The organism is Streptomyces sp. NBC_01298 (assembly GCF_035978755.1).
In the GTDB taxonomy this organism is placed as follows: Bacteria; Actinomycetota; Actinomycetes; order Streptomycetales; family Streptomycetaceae; genus Streptomyces.
The window spans coordinates 3,833,644-3,848,079 of sequence record NZ_CP108414.1; the positions used below are offsets into that span (position 1 = coordinate 3,833,644).

General features: G+C 72.4%; 14 protein-coding genes. 2 read left to right on the forward strand and 12 right to left on the reverse strand.

Translation table 11 applies throughout. From position 1 onward, the window contains the following. Positions 1-3: 3 nt before the first annotated feature. The 8 genes from OG730_RS17110 to OG730_RS17145 form a co-directional block, all read right to left on the reverse strand. Positions 4-243 carry a hypothetical protein gene (locus OG730_RS17110; protein ID WP_327305071.1) on the reverse strand — a complete coding sequence of 80 codons (240 nt, stop codon included), beginning with the start codon at positions 241-243 and terminating at the stop codon, positions 4-6. A gap of 152 nt (positions 244-395) precedes the next feature. Continuing rightward, entirely contained in the window at positions 396-926 is a 531-nt protein-coding gene (gene tsaE, locus OG730_RS17115) for a tRNA (adenosine(37)-N6)-threonylcarbamoyltransferase complex ATPase subunit type 1 TsaE (RefSeq protein ID WP_327305072.1), read from the reverse strand. Further along, a complete protein-coding gene (locus OG730_RS17120) occupies positions 910-2,055 on the reverse strand; it encodes an alpha/beta fold hydrolase (protein WP_327305073.1) in 1,146 nt (381 codons plus the stop codon). Before OG730_RS17120 ends, tsaE begins: the two co-directional genes overlap by 17 nt. 18 nt (positions 2,056-2,073) lie before the next feature. Continuing rightward, positions 2,074-3,210: an alanine racemase gene (gene alr, locus OG730_RS17125; RefSeq protein WP_327305074.1), complete on the reverse strand. Its 1,137-nt coding sequence runs from the start codon at positions 3,208-3,210 to the stop codon at positions 2,074-2,076. 182 nt (positions 3,211-3,392) lie between these two features. After that, positions 3,393-4,790, reverse strand: a complete 1,398-nt coding sequence (locus OG730_RS17130; RefSeq protein ID WP_327305075.1) for an NAD(P)H-hydrate dehydratase — start codon at positions 4,788-4,790, stop codon at positions 3,393-3,395. A gap of 26 nt (positions 4,791-4,816) precedes the next feature. Further along, on the reverse strand, positions 4,817-5,185 hold the full coding sequence (locus OG730_RS17135; protein ID WP_327305076.1) for a holo-ACP synthase: 369 nt from the start codon (positions 5,183-5,185) through the stop codon (positions 4,817-4,819). Between the two features lie 78 nt (positions 5,186-5,263). Then, the gene (gene glmS / locus OG730_RS17140) at positions 5,264-7,114 is read right to left on the reverse strand and encodes a glutamine--fructose-6-phosphate transaminase (isomerizing) (RefSeq protein WP_327305077.1); all 1,851 of its coding nucleotides are present in this window, start codon (positions 7,112-7,114) and stop codon (positions 5,264-5,266) included. A 112-nt stretch (positions 7,115-7,226) separates the two neighbouring features. After that, positions 7,227-7,970, reverse strand: coding sequence for a hypothetical protein (locus OG730_RS17145; RefSeq protein ID WP_327305078.1), 744 nt, complete (start codon positions 7,968-7,970; stop codon positions 7,227-7,229). A 448-nt stretch (positions 7,971-8,418) separates the two neighbouring features. Here OG730_RS17145 and coaA point away from each other — a divergent pair, with 448 nt between their 5' ends. Together coaA and OG730_RS17155 are read left to right on the forward strand one after the other, a co-directional pair. Next, on the forward strand, positions 8,419-9,354 hold the full coding sequence (coaA, locus tag OG730_RS17150; protein WP_327309303.1) for a type I pantothenate kinase: 936 nt from the start codon (positions 8,419-8,421) through the stop codon (positions 9,352-9,354). Positions 9,355-9,397: 43 nt separating this feature from the next. Beyond that, a complete protein-coding gene (locus OG730_RS17155) occupies positions 9,398-10,351 on the forward strand; it encodes a DUF389 domain-containing protein (RefSeq protein ID WP_327305079.1) in 954 nt (317 codons plus the stop codon). Between the two features lie 82 nt (positions 10,352-10,433). Here the strand turns inward: OG730_RS17155 and glmM are convergent, their stop codons facing one another. The 4 genes from glmM to OG730_RS17175 all read right to left on the reverse strand — a co-directional run bounded on the left by glmM (position 10,434) and on the right by OG730_RS17175 (position 14,430). Then, a complete protein-coding gene (glmM, locus tag OG730_RS17160; RefSeq protein ID WP_327305080.1) occupies positions 10,434-11,792 on the reverse strand; it encodes a phosphoglucosamine mutase in 1,359 nt (452 codons plus the stop codon). Positions 11,793-11,924: 132 nt separating this feature from the next. After that, positions 11,925-12,446, reverse strand: coding sequence for a 30S ribosomal protein S9 (gene rpsI, locus OG730_RS17165; RefSeq protein WP_327305081.1), 522 nt, complete (start codon positions 12,444-12,446; stop codon positions 11,925-11,927). Positions 12,447-12,492: 46 nt separating this feature from the next. Then, entirely contained in the window at positions 12,493-12,936 is a 444-nt protein-coding gene (rplM, locus tag OG730_RS17170; protein WP_112447734.1) for a 50S ribosomal protein L13, read from the reverse strand. A 234-nt stretch (positions 12,937-13,170) separates the two neighbouring features. Next, entirely contained in the window at positions 13,171-14,430 is a 1,260-nt protein-coding gene (locus OG730_RS17175) for a glycosyltransferase family 87 protein (RefSeq protein WP_327305082.1), read from the reverse strand. Positions 14,431-14,436: the final 6 nt, after the last annotated feature.

Here is a 14,436-nt window from a genome sequence, read left to right on the forward strand (position 1 = left end):
CCTTCAGGCCGCTTCGGACTCCGGAGCGGCCTGTGCGCTGCTGTCCGTACGCTCCGCGCCCTCCGCGCCTTCGGTGCCGCCCTCCGCCCCTTCCCGTACGGGGCAGGGGCTGGGACCGGGCTCCGGTGCGCGTTCGCGCGCGGGCGGCGTCGACACGGCGCTGGCGGCCGCGCCCGCGGCGAGCAGCGCCCCCATGGACACGGCGGACGGGCGGGGGACGCCCGCTGCTCCTCTTGCCGACATGGCTGCCTCCTGGCCGGGGCAAGCCCGTACTTAGGTACGCCTAACCAGCCCTCCGTACCATGTGACCACGCGCCCCACCGCCCGCGCAATATCTTCCCGACGACCTGTCGGAACGTTTCTCGCGGCGCGGCCCCGCGCCGCCCCGCGCCGCGCTACGCCTGCTCCGGCGACAGGACGCCCGCGAGGGTCTCCAGACCCGCCCCGGCCGACCAGCGGCGGCCGATCCCGCGGACGATGACCTCGCGCACGTCGTCGAGGACCTCCTCGTGGCCGACCGCACGGCGGATCAGCACGTGCAGCCGGTCGTCGGACAGCTCCTCGACCTTGCCGTCGCCCCACTCCACGACGACGACGGACTCGGGCAGCGAGACGTCGAGGTCCAGGTCCTCCATCTCGTCCAGGCCGCCGCCCAGCCGGTACGCGTCCACGTGCACCAGCGCCGGACCGCCGGTCAGCGAGGGGTGGACCCGGGCGATCACGAAGGTCGGCGAGGTCACGGCCCCGCGCACGCCCAGGCCCTCGCCGAGTCCGCGGGTCAGGGTGGTCTTCCCGGCGCCGAGCTCCCCCGTCAGCAGGACGAGGTCGCCGGGGCGCAGCAGGGCGGCGATCCGGCGCCCGAGGTCCTGCATGGCGTCGGGCGAGCCGACGGTGACGTGCGTTTCCGTGTCAGGTACTTCTTCCATGCCCGCCAACGTTAGCCGCTGCGGGCACCGTCCCGGTGCGCGCGAGGAGCTCGGTGAGCAGCCCGTTCACGGTGTCCGGCCGCTCCAGCATCATCAGGTGCCCGGCGCCCTCCAGGACGACCAGCTCCGCGGAGGGCAGCGCCTCCTTGATGGCCTCGCTGTGATCGGGCGGGGTGACCATGTCGCCGGCCCCGGCGATGATCGTGACGGGGATGTCCGCGAACCGCTGGAGCACGGCCGTCTTGTCGTGCGCCTGGAAGGCCGGGTAGAACTCGGCGACCACGTCGATGGGCGTGGCCTCGATGAGCCGCTCGGCGAAGCGGGAGACGGCCGGATCGACGTCGCGCGAGGCGAAGGAGTACATCTTGACCATGCCGGCGAACAGGTCGGCGGTGGCCCGTCGGCCCTTCTCCACCAGCTCCACCTGGGAGCCGAGCGCCTTGAGCACCCCGGGCAGCAGGCGCCGTACCGCCCCGAAGCCCAGGGCGGGCAGCCCGTAGGTGACCTGGTCCAGCCGGCCGCTGGAGGTGCCGACCAGCGCCACCCCGACCACGCGGTCCCGGATGAGGTCGGGGCACTCCTGGGCCAGTCCCATGATGGTCATCCCGCCCATCGAGTGACCGACCAGGACCAGCGGGCCCTCGGGGGCGGCGGCGTCGATGACGGCCTTCAGGTCGCGGCCGAGCTGTTCGAAGGTAACCGGCTCGCCCTCGGCCTGGGCCAGGCCGCGCGCGCTGCGGCCGTGGCTGCGCTGGTCCCAGTAGACGGCCCGGACCAGACCGCGCAGGGCCGCGCGCTGGAAGTGCCAGGAGTCCTGGGAGAGGCAGTAGCCGTGGCAGAACACCACGGTCGGACGGGGCGGGGCCTTGCGGCGCAGCCGGCGCCGCTTGCCCTCCTCGGGCAGCTCGTCGACCTCGTAGTACAGCGCGGTGCCGTCCTCGGCCCGCGCGGTGCCGGGGGCGCCGCGCAGGGCGCCGAAGTCCGCGGTCGCGTCGAGCGCGAGGCGTGCCTTCATGCGCATGCCCCGGCCGACGGTGATCCGTTCGACCGCGACCCCGGCCGCCGCTCCGGCGGCTATCACGCCGATCGCGGCGCCGGCCCAGCCCGCCTTGCGCCAGTTCTCACTCACGCCGCCGCCCCCGCTCACTCAGCCGCCCAGGTACACGCGGGGGACCCGTCCCCCGATACGGGTGACGATCTCATAGGCGATCGTATGCGCCGCTTGAGCCCAGTCCTCAGCGGTGGGTTCTCCGCGCTCGGCGTCCCCGAAGAGGACGGCCTCGTCGCCGGCGCGGGCCTCGTCCCCGTCCAGGTCGACCACGAACTGGTCCATGGCGACGCGTCCGGCGACGGTGCGGACGCGGCCGCCGACGAGCACCGGGCCGCGCCCGGAGGCCTGCCGCGGGAGCCCGTCGGCGTAGCCCGCCGGGATCAGCGCGAGGCTGGTCTCCCGCTCGGTGACGAAATGGTGCCCGTAGCTGACCCCGTGCCCGGCCGGGACGGTCTTGACCAGCGCGACGGTGGCCTTGAGCGCCATCGCGGGCCGCAGGCCGAGCTGGGCGGGGGTGCCGAGCTCGGGCGAGGGCGAGACCCCGTAGACGGCCAGGCCGCAGCGGACGAGGTCGAAGTGGGACTCCGGGAGGGTGAGCGTGGCCGGGGAGTTGGCGATGTGCCGGACCTCGGGCTCGACGCCCTCCTTCTCCGCGTACGCGAGCATCTCGCGGAAGGCGGACAGCTGGAGCTGGATGGAGGGGTGGCCGGGCTCGTCGGCGCAGGCGAAGTGCGACCAGACGCCGGTGACGCGTACGGTCCCCTCGGACTGGGCGGCGACGGCCGCGGTCACCAGGGCCTCCCAGTCGGCGGGCTGGCAGCCGTTGCGGCCCAGGCCCGTGTCGGCCTTGAGCTGGATCCGGGCGGTCGTTCCGGCGGCGCGGGCGGCGGCCCGTACCTCGTCGAGGGCCCACATCGCGCTGACGGCCACGTCGATGCCGGCCTCGACGGCCTCCCGCCAGGGTCCGCCGGGCGTCCACAGCCAGCACAGGACGGGGCCTTCGATCCCGGCGGCGCGCAGCGCGAGGGCCTCCTCGGGCGTGGCGGTCCCCAGCCAGCTCGCGCCGGCCTCCTGGGCGGCCTTGGCGCAGGCCACGGCCCCGTGCCCGTAGGCGTTCGCCTTGACGACGGCCATCAGGGCGGAGCGGGGCGCCCGCTCGCGCAGGGCCCGTACGTTCGCCCGGACGGCGTCAAGATCGATCTCGGCGTACACGCGCGCGGCTGTCTCGTTCATCCCCCACAGTCTCTCAGAGCCCCGCCCACCGGGCCGAACAGGCGGGGCCCGGTCCCGGATCCAGCCCCGCCGGCCGGGGAGGGGCGGGGTTCCGGGGGCCTGGGAGGCCCGGGAGGGCCGGGAGGGCCGGGGGGCCCGGGGGCCGGCCTTCGGGGACGGTGCCGCACACCCTGAGCCCCGACCTAGCGGCCGGCGACGTCCCGCCACGCCCGCGGCAGGGCCTCCGCCACCTGGTGGGCCAGGAGGGGGCCGCCGGTGAGGCGGGCCGCCAGGCCGTGGAGGTACGCCGCCACCGACCCCGCGTCCACGGCGGGCAGTCCGGCCGCCAGCAGGGACCCGGCCAGCCCGGACAGCACGTCCCCGCTCCCGGCGGTGGCCAGCCACGGGGTCCCGGTCGGATTCACCCGGACGGGGCCGGGCCCGGCCGGGGCGATCAGGGTCGTCGACCCCTTCAGCAGCGCCACCGCCCCGTACCGCTCCGCGAGCCCCCGCACGGCCTCCAGCCGCCCCGCCTCGACCGTCTCCCGCGCGAGCCCCAACAGCGCCGCCGCCTCCCCCGCGTGCGGGGTCAGCAGGGTCGGGGCCGCCCGGGCCCGCAGCTCCCCCGGGTCCAGCCCGCGCAGCCCGTCCGCGTCCACCAGGACCGGTACCGGCTGCGACAGCGCCTCCCGCACCTCCGGGCCGCCCTCGTCGCCCAGACCCGGCCCGACCACCCACGCCTGCACCCGGCCGTGCCCGATCAGCGTCTCCGGGTACCGGGCCAGTACGGCCTCCGCCACCGCCGGCGGCCCTACGTAGCGCACCGCGCCGGCGCCGCCCCGCAGCGCCCCCGCCACCGCGAGCACCGCCGCGCCGGGGTAGCGCGCGGACCCGGCGACGATCCCGAGCACGCCGCGCCGGTACTTGTCGCTCGACGCCGTCGGCTCCGGCAGCAGTCCCGCCACGTCGGCGTGTTGCAAGGCCTCCATCTCGGGGGGCCCGAAGGACAGCCCGATGTCCACCAGGTGCGAGGCGCCCGCCCGCGAGGCCCCCGGGTCGGTCAGCAGCCCGGGCTTGTACGCCCCGAAGGTCACCGTCACGTCCGCCGTGACGGCCGCTCCGGCCACCTCCCCGGTGTCCGCGTCCACCCCGCTCGGCAGGTCCACGGCGACCACCACCGCGCCCGCCGGGATCCGCGCCGCCAGAGCGGCCGCGGCCGGCCGCAGCGCACCCCGGCCGCCGATGCCGACCAGCCCGTCGAGCACCAGGTCGGCCCGCTCGGGCACGGCCCCGTCGAGGCGCCCGCCGGCGGCCCGCAGCGCGGCCAGTCCGCCCGCGTGCACCCGGTCCGGATCCATCGCGACGGCCGTCACCCCGGCCCCGCGCCGGGCCAGCTTCGCGCCCGCGTAGAGGGTGTCGCCGCCGTTGTCCCCCGGGCCGACCAGCAGCACCACGCGGGCCCCGTACACGCGGGGCAGCAACCGCACGCAGACGGCGGCCAGCCCGGCCGCCGCCCGCCCCATCAGGGTGCCTTCGGGCAGCCGGGCCATCAGCTCGCGCTCGGCGGCCCGTACGGTCTCCACGCTGTAAGCAGTACGCATGCCACCAGCCTGCCCCAAACAGGCCCCTACCCCTCGGCGATCACCACCGCGGAGGCGATCCCCGCGTCGTGGCTGAGGGAGATGTGCCAGGACCGCACGCCCAGCGCCTTCGCCCGCGCCTCGACCGTGCCCGACACCCGCAGCCGCGGCTGCCCGCTGGCCTCCACGTACACCTCGGCGTCGGTCCACAGCAGCCCGGCGGGCGCGCCGAGCGCCTTGGCGAGCGCCTCCTTGGCCGCGAACCGGGCGGCGAGCGAGGCGGTCCCGCGCCGCTCGCCGCCCGGCAGGGTCAGCTCCGCGTCGAGGAACAACCGCCCGGCGAGGCCCGGTGTGCGCTCCAGCGCCGCGCCGAACCGCTCGATCTCCGCCACATCGATCCCGACGCCGATAATCACAACCACAGCTCCAGCTACGCCACTACTCCACCGTCACGACCGTGCTCAATCGTCGGCGACCTGCTCCGTTCGCTGCGCTCACTCCACAGTCACCGACTTGGCGAGGTTACGCGGCTGGTCCACCTCGTTGCCGCGCGCCGTCGCCAGCTCGCACGCGAACACCTGCAGCGGCACGGTGGCCACGAGCGGCTGGAGCAGCGTCGGGGTGGCCGGGATGCGGATGAGGTGGTCGGCGTACGGGACCACCGCCTCGTCCCCCTCCTCGGCGATCACGATGGTCCGCGCCCCGCGCGCCCGGATCTCCTGGATGTTCGACACGATCTTGTCGTGCAGCACCGAGCGCCCGCGCGGCGACGGTACGACGACCACGACCGGCAGGTCCTTCTCGATGAGCGCGATCGGCCCGTGCTTGAGCTCGCCCGCCGCGAAGCCCTCGGCGTGCATGTACGCCAGCTCCTTGAGCTTGAGCGCGCCCTCCAGCGCCACCGGGTAGCCGACGTGCCGGCCCAGGAACAGCACGGTGTTCTTGTCCGCGAGCGAGCGCGCCAGCTCCCGTACCGGCTCCATGGTCTCCAGTACGGTGTCCACCGCCGCGGCGATGTCCGACAGCTCCCGGATCACGGACCGGATCTCGTCGCCCCACTTCGTGCCCCGGACCTGGCCGAGGTAGAGGGCGACCAGGTAGCAGGCCACGAGCTGCGTCAGGAACGCCTTCGTCGAGGCGACGGCCACCTCGGGCCCGGCGTGCGTGTACAGCACGGCGTCCGACTCGCGCGGGATCGTCGAGCCGTTCGTGTTGCAGATCGCCAGCACCTTGGCGCCCTGCTCGCGGGCGTGGCGCAGCGCCATCAGGGTGTCCATCGTCTCGCCGGACTGCGAGATCGCGATCACCAGCGTGCGCTGGTCCAGGATCGGGTCGCGGTAGCGGAACTCGCTGGCCAGCTCCGTCTCGCAGGGGATGCGCGTCCAGTGCTCGATGGCCAGCTTCGCGATCATGCCCGCGTGGTACGCCGTACCGCAGGCCACGATCACGACCTTGTCGACCTCGCGCAGCACCGAGTCGGGGATGCGCACCTCGTCGAGGGTGAGCAGGCCGTTCGCGTCGATCCGGCCCAGGAGGGTGTCGGCGACGGCCTTCGGCTGTTCGGCGATCTCCTTGAGCATGAAGTAGTCGTAGCCCCCCTTCTCGGCCGCGGAGGCGTCCCAGTCCACGTGGTACGCCCGCACGTCCGCGGCGGTGCCGTCGAAGTTGGTCACCGTGACCCCGTCGCGACGCAGCTCGACGACCTGGTCCTGCCCCAGCTCGATCGCGGACCGGGTGTGGGCGATGAAGGCGGCCACGTCGGAGGCCAGGAAGTTCTCGCCCTCCCCGACGCCGACCACGAGCGGCGAGTTGCGGCGCGCCCCGATCACCACGTCCGGCTGGTCCGCGTGCACGGCGACCAGGGTGAAGGCCCCGTCGAGCTGCCGGCACACCTGCCGCATCGCCTCCGCCAGGTCCCCGCCGGCGCCCTCGAACCGCTCGGCGAGCAGGTGCGCGACGACCTCGGTGTCCGTCTCGGACTCCAGCCGGTGTCCGCGCTCGGCGAGCTCGGCCCGCAGCGCGGCGAAGTTCTCGATGATCCCGTTGTGTACGACGGCCACGCGCCCCGAATTGTCGAGGTGCGGGTGGGCGTTGACGTCGGTGGGCCCCCCATGGGTGGCCCACCGGGTGTGTCCCAGCCCCGTGGAACCGGCCGGCAGCGGGTGCCCGACCAGCTCCTTCTCCAGATTGACCAGCTTGCCGGCCTTCTTGACGGCGGCGAGTTCCCCGTCGGCGAGCACGGCGACACCCGCCGAGTCGTAGCCGCGGTACTCCAGCCGCTTGAGTCCGGCAATGACCACATCGAGCGCCGACTGCGCTCCCACGTAACCCACGATTCCGCACATAAGCCGCAGGGTACGCCGTAGTTGGCTCCGCGCCCGGTACCCGAACCGGACGAAAAACCGCCCCGGCGCCTACGCCGGGGCGGGGTTGACGCACGCGCGACGAACGGATCCGTCAGCCGAGCTTCTTGACCTGTGCCGCAACGACGGCCGTCGGCTGCTCGGCGGTTCCCGAGATGCTCAGGGCCGAGAAGACGGCAAGAGTATTCGCCTTGCGCACGACCACCACCTGCGTGTTGAGCGTCTGCCCCCCATAGTCCAGTTCGATCGCGTAGGCGAGCGACTCGTCCCCGCCTTGCACGGGGGCGCCTGCAGCCACCTTGCGCACCTGGACCGTCCCACCTGCATGGGTGGCCGAGAAGCCCCCGGCGCAGGCCGTTCCCGCACCTTCGAAGGAAGCGAAGGCCTCCTCCGCACCCTTGCCGTTGTACGAGGTCAGGGTGACGGCAGTAGTGGTGGATCGAAGGACGCTCATCTTGGCTTTCAGCTTCTCCACCGCGCTCGCGCCGGCGGCCGGCTCCTTCGGTTTGTCGACGGTCTTGACCCTTGTGGTTCCGACGGGGGCGCCCACCTCCGCCATGGCCGGTGCCTTGACCAGTGGAACGCACTCGGGCCTGTCGCTGGTGGCGGTGGGAGCGGCCTCGACCTCCTCCGGCAAGGGGGGCTTGACGACGTGATCAGGCAGGTCCGCCTCGTTCACGAGCTCCGCACTGAGCTCGTCGGCCGTCTTCCCCTTGACCGCGGACGCGTCGGACTTCCCGTCCGCCGTGTCGGACGAGCCCCCACAGGCCGTGGCGAGCAGTGCCAGGGACACGGCCGAGGCGGACAGGACGATACGGCGGACGAGTGCGGTGCGCATGGTGGTGTTCCCCCCACAGGAAAGTTCTACGGCAAGGGCAGCACGCCCGAGCGCCCCGGCCCGGGGCCGGCGTCACGAGCTGCAGTGATCCACACCGTACGGGGCCCTACTGGCACACCGCGCCGGGGTTGCCCGCACCCGGCACGCATCGTGACCCTGCCGGTACTCCGGGGGCTCCCCATCGAGACCGCCGCCCGTACATCCCACCCACCCCGGGCCATAAGGCCCCGCTCCACGTGACCGACCACACCACCCACTGTGGCCCGCGACCCGTGACAATGGCCGTGTGATCTCTTCGCCGCCACGAAGCACGCCGGACCGCGCAACGGAGCGCCCCGACGGATCGGAGCCCCCTGCGCAGGCCCAGCAGGCCCCGCAGACCGAGCCCCGGCACCCCGAGCACGCCGCGCACCCCACGCGCCGCCGGGGCCACGAGGCCTCCCCCTACGTGGACCTCACCCGTGCGGAGTGGAGCGCCCTGCGCGAGCGCACCCCGCTCCCGCTGACGGCCGACGAGGTCGAGCGGCTGCGGGGACTGGGCGACGTCATCGACCTCGACGAGGTCCGCGACGTCTACCTGCCGCTGTCCCGCCTGCTGAACCTGTACGTCGGCGCCACCAGCAACCTGCGCGGCACCCTCAACACCTTCCTGGGCGACGCGGGCAACGGCCACGGCGCCCAGACGGGCACCCCCTTCGTCATAGGGGTCGCCGGTTCGGTCGCGGTGGGCAAGTCCACCGTGGCCCGTCTCCTCCAGGCGCTCCTGGCCCGCTGGCCGGAGCACCCGCGCGTGGAGCTGGTCACCACCGACGGCTTCCTCTACCCGATGAAGGAGCTCGAACGGCGCGGTCTGACCGCCCGCAAGGGCTTCCCCGAGTCCTACGACCGCCGCGCGCTGACCCGCTTCGTCGCCGACATCAAGGCGGGCAAGGACGAGGTCACGGCCCCGGTCTACTCCCACCTGATCTACGACATCGTCCCCGACGAGCGGCTCGTCGTGCGCCGTCCCGACATCCTGATCGTCGAGGGGCTCAACGTCCTGCAGCCGGCCATGCCCGGCAAGGACGGCCGCACCCGGGTCGGCCTCGCCGACTACTTCGACTTCAGCGTGTACGTGGACGCCCGCCCCGAGGACATCGAACGCTGGTACCTCAACCGGTTCCGCAAGCTGCGCGAGACGGCGTTCCAGAACCCCTTCTCCTACTTCCGCAAGTACACGCAGGTCTCCGAGGAGGAGGCGCTGGAGTACGCGCAGACGATGTGGCGGACCATCAACAAGCCCAACCTGCTGGAGAACGTGGCCCCGACCCGCGGCCGCGCCACCCTCGTGGTCCGCAAGGGCCCGGACCACAAGGTGCAGAAGCTGAGTCTGCGCAAGCTCTGAGCGCCATCTGATGGCGGGGGCCGGCGGAGGCTAGGGTGCGGCCATGCTGCATCTACGGATGATCATTCCGTCGGACCGCACCGATGCCGTGGTCAAGATCGTCGAGGGGACGGTCGGCACCACCCATCTGGCCGTGCTGCCCGGGGCCGCCCGCATCCCGGCGGGCGACATCGTGCTGTGCGACGTCGCGCGGGAGGCGGGCGACGAGCTCCTGAACGAGCTCCGGGAGCTCGGCATCGACAAGGACGGGTCGATCGCGGTCGAGAACATCGACCTGTCCCTCTCGGAGCGCGCCGACCGGGCCGAGGAGGAGGCGCCGGGCGAGGCCGCCGACGCCGTCCTGTGGGAGCAGCTGAGCGAGGCGACCCACGAGGAGTCCACCCTCAGCATCACCTACAGCGCCTTCATGATCGTCGCCACGATGATCGCGGCCTGCGGTGTGATCCTCGACAACGCCATCCTCATCGTGGGCGCGATGGCGGTCGGCCCGGAGTTCGGACCGCTCGCGGGCGTCTGCACCGCCCTGGTGCAGCGCGCCCCCAGGCTGGCCGCCCGCTCGCTGATCGCCCTGCTGGTGGGCTTCGCCTCCGCGATGGTCGCGACCACCCTCTTCACCCTGGTCATGGACGCCCTCGGGCTGTTCCACCACGAGATGCTGGACAAGCCCCGCCCCAACACCAGCTTCATCTGGCAGCCGGACCTGTTCTCCTTCGTGGTGGCGCTGCTCGCGGGCGTGGCCGGGGTGCTCTCCCTGACCTCGGCGAAGTCCGGGGCGCTGGTCGGCGTCGCGATCTCGGTCACCACGGTCCCGGCCGCCGCCAACGCGGCCGTGGCCCTCGGCTACGGGGAGTACGCCCAGATGTCGGGCTCCATCAAGCAGCTCCTGCTGAACCTCTTCGGCATCATGCTGGCCGGCGTCCTGACCCTGCTCTGCCAAAAGCTCCTGTGGCGCACCCAGCGGGGCCGCTGGCGGCGGCGGACGCCGGCCAAGGCCTGAGCCCCCGCCACGCCTCACGACAGCGGCCCCGCGCTACGAAGCTTCGTAGCGCGGGGCCGCTGTCGTGACGGGAAGGCGGGCTCTAGCCGAGCGCCGACTTCACGACGTCCGCGAGGCGGCCGGCGACCGCGCGGGCCTGCTCGATGTCGGCGGCCTCCACCATCACCCGTACGAGGGGCTCGGTGCCCGACGGGCGCAGCAGGACGCGCCCGGTCGTGCCGAGCTCCCGCTCCGCGTCGGCGACGGCCGCGGCCAGCTCGGCGGAGGTGGTGACCCGCGACCTGTCCACGTCGGGGACGTTGACCAGGACCTGCGGCAGCCGCGTCATGATCCCGGTCAGCTCGGCCAGGGGCGTGCCGGTGGCCGCGATCCGGGCCGCCAGCATCAGGCCGGTCAGGGTGCCGTCGCCGGTGGTGGCGTGGTCGAGGATGATCACGTGGCCGGACTGCTCGCCGCCCAGCGCGTACCCGTGCTCCTTCATCGACTCCAGGACGTACCGGTCGCCGACGCCCGTCTGCACGACGTTGATGCCCTCGGACTCCATGGCCAGCTTGAAGCCCAGGTTCGACATCACGGTGGCGACGACGGTGTCCTCGCGCAGGTGCCCGGCCTCGCGCATCGCCAGCGCGAGCACCGCGAGGATCTGGTCCCCGTCGACCTCCTCGCCGTTGCCGTCCACGGCGAGGCAGCGGTCGGCGTCACCGTCGTGCGCGATGCCGAGGTCGGCCCCGTGCTCGACGACGGCCTGCTTCAGCAGACCGAGGTGGGTGGAGCCGCAGCCGTCGTTGATGTTCAGGCCGTCGGGCTCGGCACCGATGGTGACGATCTCCGCGCCGGCCCGGGTGAAGGCCTCGGGCGAGACGAAGGCGGCCGCGCCGTGCGCCTCGTCGAGGACCACCTTGAGGCCGTCGAGGCGGTTGGGCAGGACACCCATGAGGTGGGCGACGTACTTGTCGAAGCCCTCGGTGTAGTCGGAGACGCGGCCGACACCGGCGCCCGTCGGACGGTCCCAGGGAGCACCCGTGCGGTGGTCGTCGTAGACCGACTCGATCCGGTCCTCCAGCTCGTCGGCGAGCTTGTGGCCGCCGCGCGCGAAGAACTTGATGCCGTTGTCGGGCATGGCGTTGTGGCTGGCCGAGAGCATGACGCCGAGGTCGGCGCCCAGCGCACCGGTGAGATACGCCACCGCCGGGGTGGGCAGCACACCGACGCGCAGGACGTCCACGCCCGCGCTCGCGAGGCCCGCGACGACTGCGGCCTCCAGGAACTCGCCCGAGGCCCGGGGATCCCGGCCGACCACGGCCGTGGCCCGGTGGCCCTCGAAGGTGCCCGCCTCGGCCAGTACGTGCGCGGCCGCCACGGAGAGACCGAGCGCCAGCTCGGCCGTCAGATCCGCGTTGGCGACGCCTCGTACACCGTCCGTCCCGAAGAGTCGTCCCACTGTTGTCCTCCCGAGTTCACACTTCGCTGTGAGCAGTTGTGCCAATTATTTGCCGCTTTTGGCGGTAAACGAACCGCCCCGGCAGCACACAGAGTGCTGCCGGGGCGGATTCGTGCTGAACAGCGGGCGTGATTAACGCTTGCTGTACTGCGGAGCCTTACGGGCCTTCTTGAGACCGGCCTTCTTGCGCTCGACCGCACGGTCGTCGCGGGAGAGGAAGCCGGCCTTCTTCAGCGCCGGGCGGTTGTTGTCCTGGTCCGCCTCGTTCAGCGCACGGGCCACACCGAGGCGCAGGGCGCCGGCCTGGCCGGAGATGCCGCCACCCGAGATGCGGGCGATGACGTCGTAGCGGTTGTCCAGCTCAAGGAGCTTGAACGGGTCGTTGACTTCCTGCTGGTGCACCTTGTTGGGGAAGTAGTCCTCAAGGGTGCGACCGTTGATCTTCCACTTGCCGGTGCCCGGAACGATCCGGACGCGGGCGATGGCGTTCTTGCGACGGCCCAGGCCGGCGGCCGGCTGGGGGTCACCGAAGCGACCGGCAAGGGACTCGGACGTGTAGTCACCCTCGACTACGTCCGCGGTCTCGGTGGTGTACTCCTCGACGTTGCCCTCGAACTCTTCGACGGGGGTCGTCTCGGCGGTGGTCTCGGCCACGATGCTCCTCAGAAGTTTCTTGTCTTAGGGGGTGTGGTGGCCGGAACTACTGCGCGACCTGGGTGATCTCGAACGGCACCGGCTGCTGAGCAGCGTGGGGGTGCACATCGCCCGAGTAGACCTTCAGCTTCGAGAGCATCTGACGGCCCAGGGTGTTCTTGGGGATCATGCCCTTGATGGCCTTCTCGACGGCCTTCTCCGGGTTGTTCGCCAGGAGGTCGTCGTAGCGGACCGAACGCAGGCCGCCCGGGAACCCGGAGTGGCGGTACGCCATCTTCTGGGTCGCCTTGTTGCCGGACAGGTGGACCTTGTCGGCGTTGATGATGATGACAAAGTCGCCCATGTCCATGTGGGGGGCGTAAGTCGGCTTGTGCTTACCCCGCAGGAGGGTAGCGGCCTGGGTCGCCAGACGGCCGAGGACAACGTCCTGGGCGTCGATGACGTGCCACTGGCGCGAGATGTCGCCGGGCTTGGGGCTGAACGTACGCACGCGTATGCCTTCGCTTCTTCAGTGGTGGGTCATCCCCGGGGGGTGAGCCCGAGGGACGGGTCCTGACATGGGTCACCACGGACGATCACGACAGCCCTGGTTCACATCGGAGACGCAACCCGTGTGTACCGCTGGTCATCGGCCCGGTGGACCGGCGTAAGGCAGATTCACGTGAGAATGAGAAAGCCAATACGCATAACGAACCAGCAGGGTACCCCTGAAGACCTGGAAGGGTCAAAACGCGGTCCGCGATCCCGTTTGCACGGGGCTCGCGGCGCACTCCGGTTCGGTCCTGGGTGGGGACCCCGTAGTTCGTACAAGCTCCAGAGTACCCCGGCGCGACCGCAGTGCTTGACGCGCCAGCAGTCCGGCGAGTGCGCACAGGGTCACCATGTCCCGGAACGCCCTCCTCTTGGCCTCGAACTCCGAGGGCCACGGGATGCCCGCCGTCTGCGGCAGCAGAGCCACCCAGAACCAGGGCGAGCGCGGCATCGAGCCCTCCCGCACCCCCGACGCCAGCAGCAGCGGGAGCACCACGATGAGGTAGTGGTCGAAGGAGGGCCGCGACACCAGGAACGCGGCGAGCATCACCATGCAGGCGGTCTCCACCAGCCTCAGCTCACCGCCGTCGCCGTCCACCTCGACCGGCCGCCGCCACCGGCGCCAGGTCGCCCACAGTCCGCAGCCGGCCCCCGCGAAGGCCAGCAGCACCGCCAGCGGCCCGGGCACCCCCAGCCGCGGCAGCGCGGCGATCGGCGAGGCGTCCCAGGGCAGCGCGTAGGAATCCTGGCCCTGGAGCAGGAAGGGCAGGGTCTTGGTGAAGAAGAGCATCGGGTGCGGCATCATCAGCGCCCCCGCCAGCGAGAGCCCCACCGGCACGCCCACCGCCAGCGCCAGCCCCCGCCACTGCCGGGCCAGCAGGAAGAGCAGCCCGATCGGCACCAGCATCGGCTTGCAGGCGATAGCGAGGCCCACCACCAGCCCGGCCGCGGCCCAGTGCTTTCGGTGTGCCAGCAGCAGCGCCACCGGCAGGGCGGCGGCCGAGATGGCCGTCCAGTTCGCGATCAGCACGAGGTTGATGTACGGCTTGTACGCCAGCGCGAACAGCGCGAAACCGCCGACCGCGAGCCGCGAGCGCACCGGTACCGAGAACAAGCGCAGCGAGGCCCACCAGCCGAGGCCGACGAGCCCGGTCATCCCCAGCGGGAGCACCACGCGCAGCAGCGGCTCCGGCAGCAGGGCCTCGGGAATCGCCATGATCACGGCGCTGGGCAGGTAGAGGAACCGCTTGTCCTCGTACGGGGAGACCCCGGCGAGCAGGGCGTCGGCCGCCTTGACCACGAAGGCGTTGTCCGAGCCCCAGTTCACCCGCAGGCTCGCCGCGACCGACACCGACAGCAGGATCACCAGGCCCACGAACCGCCAGGACCGGGGGGCCGGCTTCAGCAGCCAGGCCACCCCCCGGTCCCAGGACGACGGGCTGTCCCATTTCATGACCCA